The 18,152-nt window shown below is 42.2% G+C and carries 1 protein-coding gene (only partly in view); it reads right to left on the reverse strand.

Annotation, left to right across the window (positions count from 1 at the left end):
• On the reverse strand, positions 1 to 18,093 hold the 5' portion of the coding sequence (locus AY601_RS11005; RefSeq protein ID WP_068400621.1) for a non-ribosomal peptide synthetase. 15,612 nt of this gene lie to the left of the window's left edge; 18,093 of the gene's 33,705 nt are visible here — the first part of the coding sequence; the start codon lies at positions 18,091 to 18,093; the stop codon falls past the left edge of the window.
• Positions 18,094 to 18,152: the final 59 nt, after the last annotated feature.

The raw sequence follows: 18,152 nt of genomic DNA on the forward strand, positions 1-18,152 counted from the left end.
AATCGCCAATTCGCCATTGCGAACTGAACTATTGATGGCCAGTTTATCGCGGAAAATGAAATCATCCCCTACAGTAGCTCCTGTATCTTCTTTGGCAGCTGATAAATGCCCGGTACCACCCGCAGCATTGTCCCATTGTCCAAGGTAGTTAAATACCACATCCCACGGGTCTTTGCTTTGCAGGAATGAAGCCTTATTGATATATTTCAATACGCCATAACCAATCCCTTTTACCGGGATCTGGCGCAATTGTTCTTTAATATTTTTGATGACGTGAGCCGGTTCTTTTGCTGTTCCAACTTCCAGCAATACTGGATAAAGCGTCGTAAACCAGCCAATAGTATGACTGGTATCACTATCCGCATCAATGTTTTCACGGCCGTGGCCTTCCAATCCTATGGACACTTTACTCTGCCCATTCCATGCTGATAAAGTAAGGGCTAATGCACTTAACAGGATATCATTGATTTCGGTATGGTATGCTTTTGGGACTTCCTGTAATAAACGCTGTGTTTGTTCAGCATCTAAAGTCACGATATAGTTTGCCGTGTCCTCAGCCCTGATTTCAGCTGTATACACTTGCTCCGTTTTTAGAGGAATATATTGTTGTACAGCTGTTTTCCAGTAAGATTCCTGAGCTAACAGGCTCCGGCTTTGACCATAAGCCACCAGTGATTCCTGCCACTGTCTGTAAGAATGACTTTTAGCAACTGTTAAACCTTGTTGTGGTTTTTGCAGTAATAAAGTCAGCTCTTCTAAAAAGATGCGCCAGGAAACGCCATCTACCGCAAGGTGATGTACCACAACCAGTAAACGGTTATAAGCTTCATTTTCTGGTGTCTGCATCAAAACAGTCCGGATCAATATCCCCTGTTCAATATCCAAACTGTGCTGCGCCAGGTTACATTCAGTTGTAATGGCATCAGCTAACAAATTATCGGGGGTTTGCGTCAGATCTGCGACCTTCAGTTCCCCTCTGTAATCTCCATAACGCTGTTCCCAGCCATTTTCGGTCTGCTGATATACAAAACGCAGGGCATCATGGTAAGCGATTAATTGTTTAAGCGCGTCTTCAAGTATGGCATGATCGGTCTGCTTATCCAGGTTTAATAAAATCTGCTGATTGAAATGAGAACTTACCGTACCCCCATCCGCAAAAAACCACGACTGAATTGGTAACAGTCCGCTATTTCCACATAAAGTGCCTTCTTCTCCTTTAACCAGCTGCGCTTTCGCATTTTGTGAAATTGCTGCTAAACGGGCTATAGTCTGGTGAACAAATAAATCTTTCGGCTGAAATTCTAAACCAGCTCTTTTTGCACGGCTAACCGCTTGTATAGTAATAATAGAATCACCCCCCAATTCAAAGAAATTGTCATGGATACCAACCTGTTCTGCGCGCAATAGCTCTTGCCAGATTTCTACCAGTATTTGTTCTGCCGTATTTCGTGGTGCAACATAGTTCAAACTCAGCAAGCTGCTGACCGCTACTTCAGGCAACATTTTCTTATCTACCTTACCATTACTGGTCATTGGCAGTTTTTCTAAAGAAACCCATAATGCAGGAACCATATAATCAGGCAACCTGTCTTTCAGATAACTGATCATGCTTTCTTTATCAAAAACATGTTCTGGTACAATATAACCGACTAATTGTTTATTGCCCCTATCATCAGTTTTAGCAATTACTACCGCCTGTTTTACTGCTGAATTTTGCTGAAGGACATTTTCAATCTCTCCTAATTCTATCCGGTAACCCCGGATTTTAACCTGGTCATCTATACGGCCAAGATATTCGATATTTCCATCCGGTAACCATCGCGCCAAATCCCCGCTTCGGTATATTCGCCCGCCCGGGTTCTGATCGAATGGATTAACTGTAAATTTCTCCTGAGTCAGTGCTTCGCGGTTCAGGTAGCCTGTAGCTACACCAACACCACTGATACACAGTTCTCCGGCTACACCTACCGGACTTAGTTTGTTTTCTGCGTTCAGAATATACACTTGTGTATTGCTCACCGGGATACCAATTGGAGGCGCAGTTTCACCATCCACAGTTGAAAGCAGGTAACTTGTAGTAACGACACTGTTTTCTGTTGGCCCATAATTATTCACGATCTGATACCCTAAACCATGCACATCGACTGCAGCTAACTTATCTCCACCCGCAAGCAGGTATTTTAAAGCTAAGGCGCGATTTCTGCTGGCTGCTATAAATTCAGGGATTAAAACCGTAGAAAGGAAACTATGCGTAATGCCTTCCTGAAGATAATAAGCAGCTAAACCTGAGGGTGACAATCTTTGTTCATCAGTAATGATATATAATGCAGCACCCGCACTCAGGGCAGGCCATATTTCCCAGCCGAAAGCATCGAAACCAATCCCGGCTGCAGCAGTAGTTTTACTTTCGCTGTGCAGTTCGTAACGTTCCAGATGCCAGCTTACTAAATTAGAAAGCCCCGCATGGGTAATCTGTACCCCTTTTGGCTGGCCTGTAGATCCTGAAGTATAAATTACATAAACCAGATCTGCTAAACCAACAGGGAAAACTGGTGCAGTAACCGGATACGCATCCAGTTCCAGATTTTCAGGGTTAATCAATTCCAGTTCCTTAATTTCTGGCAAACCAGCCCATACTTTCTCGTTGGCGATCAGTAAACCTGCACCAGTATCTGCTAACATATACTGAATACGTTCTGCCGGATACCCCGGATCAACCGGGACATACACACCCCCTGCTTTTGCAATGGCGAGTATAGAGATCACAATACTTGCTGATCTTTCCTGGCAAACCGGTACTAAAGTACCTCTGGTTACCCCTTTCTCCACCAGGTAATGCGCAAAACGGGATGATTGCTCATCCAGTTCACGATAACTCAGCGAAGCTGTTCCGGAGATGATAGCCGGACGATCAGCTTGCAACAATGCCTGTGCAGCAAAACGGGTAATTACTGTCTGAACAGGTATTGGTGAAATACTTGTTGCATTGAAATCAATTAACAATTGTGTTTGTTCCTGCCTGGTCAGCAAATTAAGATCTCCGAAATTTAGCTTTCCTGAAGAAATTACCTGATTCAGCACCTGTTTGAAGTGACCAGCGATGAGTTGGATATAGTTTTCAGCTAACAGGTCATTGTAACTGAAATGGATAGCTATTTCTTTGCCAGCCATCACAATAATGCTTAACGGATAATTGGTATGCTGCGCGCCAACATCCAGGTTATTGATTTGTAAACTCCAGGGCTGTGCCGCTAAAGCCTGGCTAACCGGATAGTTTTCAAAAACCATTAAGGTATCAAACAGATTTCCGCTAATCCCAGACAGGCGTTGAATCTCACTCAGACTGGTATATTGGTAAGCCCTGCTTTCGAGTTGCTGCGCTTGTATTTTCTGTAATCCTGCGGCAATATCTTGTGATAAATCAAGCTGACCGTGAAACGGTAAAGTATTGATGTACATCCCTATGGCACTTTCTACGCCCGGTAAATCTTCCGGACGACCAGAAACAACAATACCAAAGGAAATGTCTTTTCTGCCTGTATAGTTGTAAAGCAGGTAAGACCAGATTCCCTGCATCAGGGTGTTGATGGTAACCCGGTTTTGCTGCGCGTAACGCGTTAAACGCGCCGTAAATTCGACATCAAGCTCGAAGATTTCTTCCCTATATTCATGGTTACTATGAGTACGGTCTGATAAATTGTTGATGAAAGGCAGTAAAGTTGCTTCTTCCAATCCATCAAGATAATTACGCCAGTAAGAAGCAGCCGCCTCTTTATCCTGACGTGCGATATAACGGATATAATTTTCATAACGGTCTTCTGCGACAACTGGTATCGCTTTTTGATGGACCAGGTATTCGTAATTAGTCAGCAGTTCTTCCATCAATACTGGCATCGACCAGCCATCTAATAAAATATGATGATGGGTTAAACAGAATTGATAACGCGCTGCATCCAGCTGAATCAGACAAATACGCATCAGCGGAGCTGAAGTAAAATCAAAACCTTGAATAAGGTCTTCTTTTTTATACTCCTGAATGGCCTGTTCCTGCTGTTCAGCACTTAACCCCTGTAAGTCCAGTTGAGTTACCGTTAGCTGTGCTTCTTTGTAAACACATTGCACCGGGACCTGGAAAACGTCGTAGTAAAACGCACTTCTTAAAATACTATGTTGTTTGAGCAATTGCTGCCAGCTCTGTGTAAAAGCAAGGATATCTGCATCTTTCAATTCACCAGTAAACTGCTGGATATAGGCTCCGGCATTTTGATCATACAAACTATGGAACAGCATTCCTTCTTGTAAACCACTTAAACGGAAAATACTTTCCAGTTGCAATTTCCTTTGTTTACCGTTATAATTATCATCCAGAAATTGATCCAGTTCATTATAACTGATCACCTCACCCAATCCATAATCAGAAGGAGTAAATGACGTGGTACCTTTTCCAATGCAATGTTGGATACTATCTTCGAGATGAGACAGGTAACTTGCCGCCAGCTGATGAATAGTTTCCGCATCAAAATGACGGTTGCTGTAACTCCAGTATAAAACCAGCTCGTCATCAATGATCATACTATTGACAGCCAGTTTTCCTTCAACCGGGAAATCACGACCTGCTGATGAGCCAAATAATTCCCATTGCGGGACGGTATATGCGCCTTCAGTTGCGGTTTGACCCGATTGTCCAAGATAGTTAAATAGCACTTCCCAAGAATCTTTTCCTTGTAAGGATTCAGCTTTATTGATGTATTTCAGTAAACCGTAACCAATTCCTTTGCCCGGTACTTGTCTTAATTGTTCTTTGATATTTTTAAGCTGCTGTCCTTTGCCCGCTCCTGTTTCTACTTCCAGCAAAACAGGGAACATACTGGTCAGCCAGCCAACAGTACGGCTGGTATCAGCATCTGCTGCTAAATCTTCACGGCCATGCCCTTCCATGCCCACCAATACCTTATTCTTATGATTGTGTGCTGCAAGTGTAAGTGCCAGTGCATTTAAAAGTATATCATTAATTTCGGTGTGGTAAGCTTTAGGCACATCCTTCAATAGATTTGAGGTTGCGCTACTCCCTAATTTCACCGTATAGTGCTGTATATCTGCTATAGTTATAACTTCATTAAAGGTATGATCCGTCCGCAGTGGAACTAATTCCTGTTTAGTTTTTTTCCAGTACGCCTCCTGATCCTGCAGGTCCGCGCGTTTGCCATAGGCCTCCATCGTGTTATACCATTGACGGACAGCGCTTGTTTTACTACCTAATACAGCTAAAACAGGTTGATCTTGCTGTTGAAGCAATAATTCAAGGTCATCAGTCAGGATACGCCACGACACTCCATCTACAGCAAGATGATGAACAACCAGCAACAAATGATTCGCTGGTTCAGTTGCAGGAGCAATCAATAAGGCTGCCTGTACCAGGTTTCCTTGTTCGATAGCCACCTGTACATCTAAAAGATCCAGCTTGGTTTGGATAGCTCCTGACCATTCTTCTGGCTTTTTAGTATAATCAAAGACTTCAATTTTTGGTTGATGATCACTATAAGTTTGTTCCCAATCCTCTGCTGACAATTGATAAGCAAAACGGAGCGCATCATGGTGATTCACGAGTTTATCCAGTGCAACTTGCAATTGCCCGGCACTGATGCTTTTAGCAACTGTTAAAACAATATGCTGATTATAAGGAGAAAGTGTAGGGGTTTCTGTTTCCAGAAACCATTGCTGAATAGGGAGTAACCCGCTATTTCCGGTTAAAATACCTTGTTCAGCATGTACCTTAACTTCCTGTTGTAAATCCATAAATGCCGCAAGACGAGAAATAGTCTGACAGGTAAATAAGTCACGGGGATTGAGTCCGTATCCTGCACGTCTGGCACGGCTGACGACCTGAATGGTAATAATAGAATCACCTCCCAGTTCAAAGAAATTATCATGAACGCCTACTTGTGTTAAGCCTAACAATTCCTGCCAGATAACAGCCAGCGTTTGTTCCAGTTGATTTGCCGGAGCAACGTACTCCTGTGTGGTCAAATCATTTGCACCTGGATCTGGCAATGCTTTTTTATCAATCTTACCATTGCCGGTAAGCGGCAGCTGCGCTAAAACTACCCACCATCCCGGAACCATATATTCTGGTAAACGTGTTTTCAGGAAGGCAATGAGTCCTTCTTTGTCAAATAGTCCGGTTTCCTGCGCTGGAACAACATAACCAACCAGGCGTTTATTGCCCTGATCGTCAGTTCTCGCTAAAACTACGCCCTGAGAAACCTGGGTGCTTTGTGCTAATATATTTTCTATTTCACCGAGTTCAATCCGGTAACCACGAACTTTGACCTGCTCATCGTTACGGCCTATATAAGTCAGATTTCCATCTGGCAGTAATTTACAGATATCGCCTGTTTTGTACATGCGCTCTCCGCTTACAAATGGATCTGCAAAGAAACTCTGTGCTGTTTGCTCCGGACGGTTTAAATAACCTCTTGCCACTTGTACACCTCCGATATACAGTTCACCAGCAACTCCGGCTGCAACCGGACGCAATTGTGCATCCAGCAGGTAAGTACGGATATTCCCCAGACCGCGGCCAATTGGCACACTATCTTGTCCGGTTGCTGCTGAAGAAGATGGATATTGATATTCAAGCGCTGTTACTGTAGTTTCAGTAGGTCCGTATTCGTTATAAAATGTGGCAAATGGTTTCCATTTTTCCGCGAGTGAAACACGGCAATATTCACCACCCGAGATTACACGTCTAAGCCCTCCGTAATTACCCGCATTGATGGTTTCAAGGAAACCCGGTGTGGCATGAAGATGCGTAATTTGCTCTTTTAGCAATAGGTTTTCTAATGCAGATGGATCTAAACGGGTAGTTTCATCCAGTATAACCAGCGATGCACCATTCAATAGCGCCAGGAAAATCTGTTCTACTGCCGCATCAAAATTATAGTTTGAGAACTGAAGGATCTTCTCTGTCTGATCGATGCCAAATTTATTCCCCTGATAATTGATCAGGTTAACAACACTGCGGTGTTCTACCAGTACCCCTTTAGGTTGACCTGTAGAACCCGAAGTATAGATTACGTAAGCCAGATCTGATGGGTAATATTCCAGGACAGGCGCTGTTGAAACCCCTCCCGAATGTAATTTATTGTCCAGTAAAATGACCGGCAAATCAGTTTCAGGTAAAAACTCAGCGCTGGCCCGGCTGCTTAAGATGAATGGCGCTGCAATATCCGAAAGAATAAAAGCAATACGTTCAGCAGGATAATCCGGATGAATAGGTACATAAGCTGCTCCTGCTTTCAACATACCCAGTATACCCACAATCATTTCGGGAGATCGCTCTATGAATATTGGCAGCAGCGTATTTCTTTTAACACCAAAACTTAACAGTGTATGGGCCAGCTCATTGGAAAGCGCATCAAGTTCAGCATAAGTAAGTTCCTGATCTTCAAAGCGAACAGCCGTTGCCAAAGGAGATTGTACTACCTGTGCTGCAAAAAGACTAACCAGGGTCTGATCTGCAGGATAAGTGAATTGATCCGAATTTAAACCTGTAATTAACCACTGTTTTTCTTCAGCGGTCAGGATATTTATATTTTCAAGTTTTGGTGATTTCTGGGTAATAATATGGAACAGGGCAGTTTCAAAGTGTCCGGCTATCCGGCTTACCGCTTCGCCAGCCAACAATTCCGTGTTGTATTCAAAGCGGATATTAATTTCTTCCGCCGCCATTACTGTAATACTGAGCGGATAGTTGGTCTGTTCTTTTACATCTGCTCCGGATAATTGTAGTTTCCAGGTTTGAGCTAATAAAACTTCATCTACGGGATAATTTTCAAAGACCAGGATACTATCAAATAATTCGCCCGAAACGGAACTCTGACGCTGAATTTCATGCAGTGCAGCATACTGGAATTCACGACTGCGCAGTTGATCGGCTTGTAATTGTTGTAGCCATGCTGATACTTCCTGAGCGGGTTCAATCTGAGTGAACAAAGGCAGCGTATTAATATACATACCTACTGCACGCTCTACGTCTGCCAGATCTTCGGGACGACCAGACACAGTTACCCCATAAACTACATCAGCACGGCCGGTATAATGGTGTAACAGATAGGCCCAAACGCCCTGTACAAGTGTATTCAGGGTAATCCGGTTACGCTGCGTGTAAGCGGTAAGACTTGCAGTAATTGTTTTATCGAGCTGTATAGTCTCTATCTCAAATTGTCCTTTGCTGTGTTCTGCTGCAACTGTTTTGATAAATGGCAGTTTACTGCTTTCGGTAAGCGGTTTCAGGTAGTTAAACCAGTATTCTTTTTCTTCCTGTTTAGGGCGGCGGCTGAGGTAACGGATATAGTTTTCGTAACGATCTGTTGCTGCAATAAGAACCGGCTGACCATTGATCAGCGACTCATAAGTTTGCAAAAGCTCTTCAATAAGCACTGGCAACGACCAACCATCTAAAAGGATGTGATGGAAACTCCATAATAACTTGTACTGGTGATCTGCCAGGCGGAACAGACAGATCCGCAGCAATGGTGCTGCAGCAAAATCAAAACCAAGGACCCGGTCTTTGGCTGTATATTTCTGAATAGCTTTCTGTTGTGCCTTTTTACTGAGTCCGCGGTAATCCTGAACCTCAATTGGTAATTTAACATCCTTCAATACGCATTGTACAGGGATATTGAAAACATCGTAATAAATCGCGCTACGTAATATAGTGTGCTGTTTCAACAGATATTCCCAGCTTTGAGCAAATAATTGTTCGTCCAAAGCCTTGATATCAGCAGTCAGCTGTTCTACATAAGAACCAGTCTGGGTATCTGCTAATCCGTGGAAAAGCATCCCAGCCTGCAACCCGCTAAGCGGATAAATGCTTTCGATTTGTTTTCTGCGTTCTCCATCTCCATGATCCAGAAATGCATCCAGTTCAGCATAACCGATCACATTTCCAAGACCGTAATCTGAAGGGGTGAAAGCCGTTTCCGGACACGAAATGCAATGGTCAATCAGTGTTTCCAGGTGAGCGATAAATGCCGTTGATAAATGCTGAATACTTGCAGAAGAGAAATGACAAGGACTATATCTCCAGTCAATTTCCAGTTCATCATTTTTAATGCTGCTATTGATATAAAGTTTATCAGGCAGCTGGAAAGTCTGGCCTACTGAGCTTCCTGCCTCCTCTTCTGCTGTCCCCAGAATTCCATTACCGTCCAGCATATTATTCATCTGACCTAAGTAGTTGAATACGATATCGCCATCAGGGTGCTGTAACGCTGGTTCTTTATTGATGTATTTAAGAATACCATAACCAAGGCCTTTTCCCGGGATCTGGCGCAATTGTTCTTTCACGCTTTTCACCACATCACCTGTCAGCAGATTTGGTGAGATTTCAAGGGATACCGGATACAAACTTGTAAACCAGCCAATGGTACGGCTGGTATCTATGCTATTTGATATATCTTCACGCCCATGACCTTCCATTTTGAGCGTAACGGTTTGATTTCCGTTCCATTCAGTCAGCGTCATCGCTAACGCAGATAGTAAGATATCGTTGATTTCTGTATGGTAGGCTTTGGGTACTTCTTGTAAAAGACGACGCGTCTGTTTGCTGTTTAATTTTAAGATCTGGCTGGTGGTATCGCCATAAGTAACTATACCCGGATAATCAAAATCCGTTTTTAACCTGCCAGCTTGTTGTACTGTTTTTTCCCAGTAAGGTAATTGCGCGGTTAAATCGCTATTTTTTGAATAGACTGTCAGTGCATTATACCATTGACGAACAGCACTGCTTTTCTTACCTAATACTGCTGTGACTGATTTGCTGTTTGCGATTGACTTATCCGTATTTTCAACTGATTGCGTTGTATTATTTTCAATTGATTGCGCTATACTATTTTCAAGCAGCAATTGCAGATCTTCAACCAAAATACGCCATGAAACACCGTCTACTGCAAGGTGATGCACGATAATCAGCAAACGATGCTGTGCTTCTTCTTCTGTTGTAAGCATCAGTACCGCACGCAGTAATATTCCTTTTTCAATATCCAGACTACGCTGATATTTTTCACCGGTCAGCAAAATGGCTTCCTGTAATTGAGCCGGTGCAACCTCGTTTAAATCTGCTATATCGAGTTGACCTTCATAAGTCCCATATCCCTGTACCCATCCGCTTTCACCAGAACCATAGGTAAAACGAAGGGCATCATGGTATTGAACCAACGCACAGATGGCTTCTTCTATTTTCTGCTGCGGGATATCTTTAGTTATAGTCAGTAAAACATGCTGGTTAAAATGCGATTCGTTTTGAGCAGTAATTTCAAAAAACCATTGCTGAATAGGAAGTAAACCACTATGACCTTTTAAAATTCCCTGTTCTGCTAAAGAGCCAGCTTCCATTTCACCTTTAATCAGCGCAGCGGCCAATGCCGCAATGGTCTGACAAACGAACAAATCTCGCGGATGCAGGTTATACCCCATTCGTTTCGCACGGCTGACCACCTGTATCGTAACAATAGAATCCCCACCTAGTTCAAAGAAGTTATCATGAATACCTACTCTTGGGATCCGCAATAAATCCTGCCAGATGGTAACCAGATCCTGCTCCATGGTATTGCGCGGAGCTTCGTAATTTGCTGTAAACAGCGAACCGGTATCTGCATCTGGTAAGGCTTTTTTATCCACTTTACCGTTTTTGGTCAGTGGTAATTTATCCAGTTCGACCCACACCGCAGGGATCATATATTCTGGTAAACGGCTTTTCAGGAAGACAACAATATGGTCTCTGTCAAACCCGCCTTCGGGTACGACATAACCAATCAGGCGTTTAGTCCCATTTTCTTCTTTAACCAGAACCACTGCCTGGTTAACCAGTTCACTTTGTTGCAAGACATTTTCTATCTCCCCCAGTTCGATACGGTAACCACGGATTTTCACCTGATCATCTATACGTCCCTGGTATTCAATATTGCCATCCGGAAGCCAGCGGCCAACATCTCCGGTTTTATATATTTTCCCTCCTTTAGCAAAAGGATGATTGATAAACCTTTCTGCGGTAAGATCAGGACGGTTGAGGTATCCAAGAGATAAACCAGCACCTCCCAAATATATTTCACCGGGCACACCTGCTGGTAATAATCTCAATTGTGCATCTAATATATAGGCAGAACGGCTATCCAGTGGTTTTCCAATTGGAATAGAGTCCCTGTCATCAATCGTAAATGTAAGGGAGAAAGTCGTATTCTCTGTCGGGCCATACCCATTGATCACGGTTAGTTCAGGATAAGTATTCCTGATTTTAAATACATGCTCATCTGATAATTTCTCCCCACCAGCCAAGACAACCGAAAGCCCTTCAAATATGCTGATGTCGGTATCGATCAGCTGGTTGAACCAACTGGAAGTAAACCACATTTTCGTCACTTTGTGCAGCTGTATTTGTTCCTTTAGCAAACTGCTATCCAATAAACTATCATCAGGACAAAGGATCAGTTTACCGCCATTCAGCAGCATTCCCCAATATTCAAAAGTAGTCGCATCAAAAGAAGGTGAACCTGTTGACAGCAAGACATCATGTTCGTTTAAGTCCACATAGCTGATATCTTTTACCAAACTAACTACGTTACGCTGTGTAACCAGTACTCCTTTCGGCTGACCTGTAGAACCTGAGGTATAAATAACATAAGCAGGACTGTCAGGGGCCGTTGTATTGACCAGGACTTCTGGGGTAGTTATACTGACCTGAACCTCGTTCTCTATTTCGGTTAATTCTAATTTATCCAGGCAAATAAATTCCAGCTCAGGCGCTAAATCAGTAAACAGGGAAAACCATTCACTGTCTGTGATGGCTATTTTTCCTGCTGTATCTTTCAACATGAATGCAATCCTTTCTTGCGGATAATCAGGGTCTATAGGCACATAAGCCGCCCCTGCTTTCAAAATAGCCAGGATACCAACCATCATGTCCAAACTGCGTTTAGTCGCTACAGGAACCAATGCTCCAGGCTTTAAACCTTTGCCTATCAAAGCCTGTGCAAGCATTTCAGAACGTTTAGCCAATTCACGGTAAGTCAATGAAGCGGACCCGAAAACAATCGCAGTGTTTTCTGGCGTAAGGACAACCTGCGCATTAAAAGCATTGACAATCGTTAATGGTGCTTGCAGGTAAGGATCTGAACTGTCATTAAATGTTTCCAATAACAGGCTTCGTTCCCGGTCAGATAGTATTTCTACGGATGACAACAAGCCTTGCCCTATAGTCATGAATTGCTTTAACACCTGTTCAAAGTGTGCCGAAATAGATACCGCATATTCAGGTGACAATAAGCTTGAATTATAGCCAAAATCAATTTGAATAGTATCTGTAGCCAGGATGACTATATTGAATGGATAATTGGTATGTTCATGTAAACCTATATTTTCCAAACGCAATTCCCATGGCTTTTCATTCAGTACTTTACTAACCGGATAGTTTTCAAAAACCAGTAAACTATCAAAGATATCTCCTGAGATATCTGATAAACGCTGTATTTCATTCAGGGTGGTATACTGATGTTCTCTGCTTTCCAGCTGATTGATTTGCAAGGCCTGTAACCAACCGGTTAAAGATTGATCTTCATCCACTGCAATGTGTAAAGGAAGCGTATTGATATACATACCTACCCCTCTTTCTACACCCGGTAAATCTTCTGGTCTGCCGGATACGATTACCCCATAAGTGACTTCAGTTTTGCCGGTATAACGGTGAAGTAAATAAGCCCATGCACCTTGCATTAAAGTATTCAGTGTAATATGATTGCGCTGTGCAAATTGCGTCAGAGAAGCTGTGACAGCACTATCCAGCTGTAATTTCACCTTTTCATAAACGCCTTTTCCTTTATTGCGGTCTGCTGTAGCACTGATGAAATTCAATAAGGTGCCCTCACTTACGCCTTGCATATATTTACGCCAGTAATTACTGGCTGCGTCTTTATCCTTGCGGTAAATGTACCGGATGTAATCATCGTAACGCGCATGCGGTAAAACAGGTAAGGCTGTTGCTGTTACCTGCGCTTCATAAGCATGTAATAATTCTTCCAGAATGATTGGAAGTGACCAGCCATCCAAAAGAATATGATGGTAACTCCAGATCAAATGATAGTAATTATCACGCAGCTGGATCAAACAAAGACGCATCAGCGGTAAGACTGTAAAGTCAAAACCTTGTAAACGATCTGATACCTCAAATTCGCGGATTGCATTTTCCTGTTCAGTACTGCTTAAATGACGGTAATCTACTAAGGTAACCGGCATTTCTGCTGCTTTGTAAACACATTGAACAGGCACACTGAACACATCGTGGTAAAATCCGCTGCGCAAAATACTGTGCTGGCTAATGAGCTGCTGCCAGCTCTTTACAAATTTGTCTACCTCAAGATTTTCCAGCGTGCAATAAAACTGCTGGATATAAGTACCTGCCTCATCGTCATAAAGGCCATGAAACAACATCCCCTCCTGTAATCCGCTTAACCTGGCCAAACCTTCTATCTGGTCTTTTCTTGGTGAACCATTGCTCGTTTCTTCCAGAAATTCATCCAGCTCGGTTACACTGATTACTCCTGCGAGTTCATAATCTGCTGGAGTAGGTGACGAAGCTGTCTGGGCCACACAATGGTTAATGATTTCTTCCAATGCGGAAACATAACCCGTTGCAAGCTCTTTTACAGCCTTTTTATTCAAATCCAGTGTACTATAGTCCCATTGAATTTCCAGCACACCTTGTGTGATAAATGCATTGACAGCTATTTTCTCTCTTAAAGGATAAGCATCAGCAACAGAAAGTCCAAATGTTTCCCATAAAGGATTAATTACCGCAGCAGCGTTCTCACCAGGATCGAGTTTACCTAAATAGTTAAACACGATATCCCAGGGGTCACGGGTTTGCAGCGCGTCTGCTTTATTAAGATATTTCAATACCCCAAAACCAATTCCTTTTTCCGGAACCTGTCTTAACTGTTCTTTAATATTTTTCAGGATAAAGCCTATATCTGCACCTTCTTTAACCTCCAGTAAAACCGGATATAAGCTCGTAAACCAGCCTATAGTATGACTGGTATCTATTTGTGCCGAAATATCTTCACGTCCATGGCCTTCTAAACCGATGGAAACTTTCTGGTTATTGTTCCAGTCTGAGAGTGTAATGGCAAGTGCACTAAGTAAAACATCATTGATCTCGGTACGATAGGCCTGAGAAACTTCCTGCAATAATTGTTTGGTCAGTTTTTTATTCAGGCTTACTTTAAGGGTACCTGCATCAGCTGTGCTTGCTATCAATTGATTATCCGCAGAGGTACGCAGCGGTATATATTGCTGTACTGCATTTTCCCAATAAGGCAACTGGTTGAGTAGCTGTTGTTCCTGGCTATATGCCGTTAATGCATCGTACCATTGGTAATATGCAATGGTTTTATCTCCTGCAATTTCTTGAAGCGATTTCGTTTCCTGCTGTTCTAAAAGCAAAGTCAGGTCATCAAGCAGGATACGCCATGATACCCCATCAACAGCAAGGTGATGGATGACTAACAATAAGCGGTGATGTGATTCATTTTCAGGTGTCTGCAAGAAAACGGCACGCATTAAAATCCCTTGTTCCAGATCCAGGCCTTGCTGATAATCAGCAGTAATCACTGCTAATTCTTCCGCTGATCCTGAAAATCCTGCTGTTTCAAGCGAAATTTCATAATGGCCATAAACCTGTGCTGTCCCTTGCTGTTCCCTGTGGTAAGAGAAACGCAACGCATCATGATATTTGACCAGTTCGCTAATCGCGGCTGCTAATTTTTCATGGCTGATTTGTTTAGCAACCTTTAATAAAAGATGTTGATTGTAGTGCGAAAAGTCTTTCGTCCGGGCTTCAAAGAAATGCTGTTGTACTGGTAATAAACCACTGCTTACAGTCAGAAACCCCTGTGCAGCTTGCGCAGTTGAAACGATTTGTAAAGCTAATAAAGTGGATAGGGAAGAAATTGTATAATTCATAAACAAGTCCCGGGGTTGCAGGCTGATTCCAGCTCTTCTTGCACGGCTTGATACTTGTATCGTTGTAATTGAATCCCCGCCCAGTTCAAAGAAGTTGTCATAGATACCAACGCGCTGTACACCCAGCAAATCCTGCCAGATATTCGCTAATTCCTGCTCTGTTTCGTTTCTTGGTGCTACATATGCTGTAGTCAGCAAGGCAGCTGCATCTGGATCAGGTAATGCTTTTTTATCTACTTTACCATTATCAGTTAATGGTAGACTTTCCAGCGCTATAAAGAATGTCGGAATCATGTATTCCGGCAATTTTTCCTTCAGACGTAAGCCTATACGTTCTTTGTCAAAATCACTGTTAACGACAACATAACCAACCAAACGTTTATTCCCGTTATCATCTGTTTTCACCAAAACTACAGCCTGGATAACCTCATCGCATTGTTGTAATGCAGCTTCTATTTCACCTAGTTCAATACGAAAACCCCTGATTTTAACCTGATCGTCAATACGGCCAAGATATTCTATATTTCCATCAGGCAGCCATCGGCCAAGATCACCAGTATGGTACATCAGGTACTCAGAACCGGGATCAAAAGGATTTTTAATAAACTTCTCTGCGGTGAGCTCAGGGCGGTTCAAATAACCTCTTGATACACAAATACCAGCAACACCAATCTCTCCTGGTACTCCAATCGGGCATAACTGCCCGTTATTGTCAATGACATATAATTGTGTGTTTTGGATAGGTGATCCCAATGGCACATTTGTACTCATCGGGGTATCGTGCATGATATAATGACAAATATCATCTGAGGCTTCGGTTGGCCCGTAGGCATTAACGACCGGAATTCTGCCGTAAAAAGCATGTTCAAACCATTGCGCCAATATTGGCTGACTGACTGCTTCACCTGTAACCAGCAAATATTTTAGTGCAGTTAGTGACGCAACAAATTGCTCCTGTAATACCGCAGCAAGATAAGAAGGCACTACTTCCCAGATCGTAACTTTATCTTTGTCAATGGCACGGATCAGTTCAACTGGTTGCAGAATTAGTGCAGTAGTATAGATGATAGTTGTTCCACCACATAACATGGCAGAGAAGAGTTGCCATACAGAGATATCAAAAGTATAAGAAGCTGTAAAAGCGACAATAGAGCTACTATCGAGTTTCAGATCATTGACTTTTGAATACAGGTGATTCAGCATTCCTCCATGCGCAACCATTACCCCTTTAGGTTTACCCGTAGATCCCGAAGTATAAATGACATAAGACAGATCAACCGCGTGTATCTTATTGGCCGGATTAAGAATTGATTGCGTGGCAATAGCTTCCTTGTCAGCATCAAGCTGAATCACTTCAACCGCATTAAATTTTTCTGCCAATGCTGCGGTTGTGACCACTATTTTTGCCCCTGTATCTTCGAGCATATAGCTGATCCTGTCTTCAGGATAACCGGGATCAATAGGTACATAAGCCGCACCCGCTTTCATGATTCCCAGAATAGCGGCCACCATATCTATAGATCGGTCAAAACAAACCGGGACTAAGGTATCTCGTTTTACCCCCTTTGTTTGAAGGTAATGTGCCAGCTGGTTAGCCTTTATATTTAATGCTTCATAACTATACCGCTGATTTTCGAATTGAAGCGCAATTACCCCAGGTGTTGCAACTGCATGTTCAGTGAAAATTTCCACCAGGTTTTTAGTATCCGGATAAGCAACGGTTACGTCATTGAAATGCGCCAGTAATTGTAATTCTGATGGTGGAATAATCTCTATTTCACTTGATTTACTATCCAGCTGCGTACTGAATTGTTTCAGAATAAACAGAAGTCTTTGTGCTATCAGCTCCATTTCTTCAGCAGAAAAAAACTGGAGCTGGTAATCAATACTTAACTGTAATGGCTGCTGTTTTCCTAAATCTTTCCACCAGATCTCAATCGGGTAACGACCGTAACCACTCGGAAGTTCATAAAATCCGGCTTGCATACCTTCTCCAAAATCAAGTGAAAAATTAATAACTGCGTAGTTGATCACTATTTCAAGCAAATATTCTTCTACTGCATTAATTTTGAAATAACGACTTAAATCGCCTATCTGGTAATTACTATAACGGTAATCTTCACGCTGAGATGCAGTGGTATGTTTGATCAGTTCACTTACGGAAAGGTCTGGCTGATAGGCTCCTTTAAAAGGAAGAATACCAGTAAACATCCCTACTATATCACGAACTTTTTTATTTTTTCTTTTGTGTAATGGGGTACCAAAAATAAACTCCTGCTTATCAGAAGTTTTACCAAAGTAAATCATCAGGGCAGCAATGGTTAATTGCTGCATACTAGACTTTGTTTTTTTCTGTAAATCTTCCAGGAGCGCGATATCTTCAGGCAATAGATTGACTATGATAGTTCCACATTTCTTTTGGTCCTGACTACTGTCAAGAAATTTTCTTTGTAATAACTGTTGTGGTTTTTTCTCAATCTTATCTTTCCAGTATTTACCTTCTTCTGCATATTCATCAGAATGATAATAGGCATCAGCTTTTACAGCTTCATCTTTATAGGAAAGATAAGAGAAGTCTGTTTCTTCATTATTGACCAGTGCTGTATATTTTTTAGCTATATAATGATTTTGTGAGGACAAACCCACCCCATCTGATATTAAATGATGATATTTAAAAAAATACAGATGTTCTTCATTTGGGAGTTTAACCAGGTAATGTTCAAAAAGAACATGAGTTTTTTTAATTTCAAATGGCCTGCTGAACTGTTCTTTCATCCAAGCCTGCAATAGCTCTTCTCCATCCTGATGCATACTATAATCAAGTTCTATGATTTCCAGCTGCTGATAGGAATCATCAAAATAGATCTGAGGAGTATGTTCATCAATATCAAACCTCATCCGGTAGGCATCAAATACTTCGGGCAATGAATTGACAGCAGCAATGAATGTTGTCCTGATCAGTGGACCTTTGATCCTGGTGTATCCACCGATATTATAATAAGGATTACTTACGTTTATCAATTGATCCAGATAAACATCTTTTTGTGCTGGGTGAAGCGGAGATTTATTAATTGGCATAATTTACGAGTAATTTTAAATGCAACTGTTTGGATTTGTAAAGACAGTTTGCCATAAAT

The organism is Pedobacter cryoconitis (assembly GCF_001590605.1).
Lineage (GTDB): Bacteria > Bacteroidota > Bacteroidia > Sphingobacteriales > Sphingobacteriaceae > Pedobacter > Pedobacter cryoconitis_A.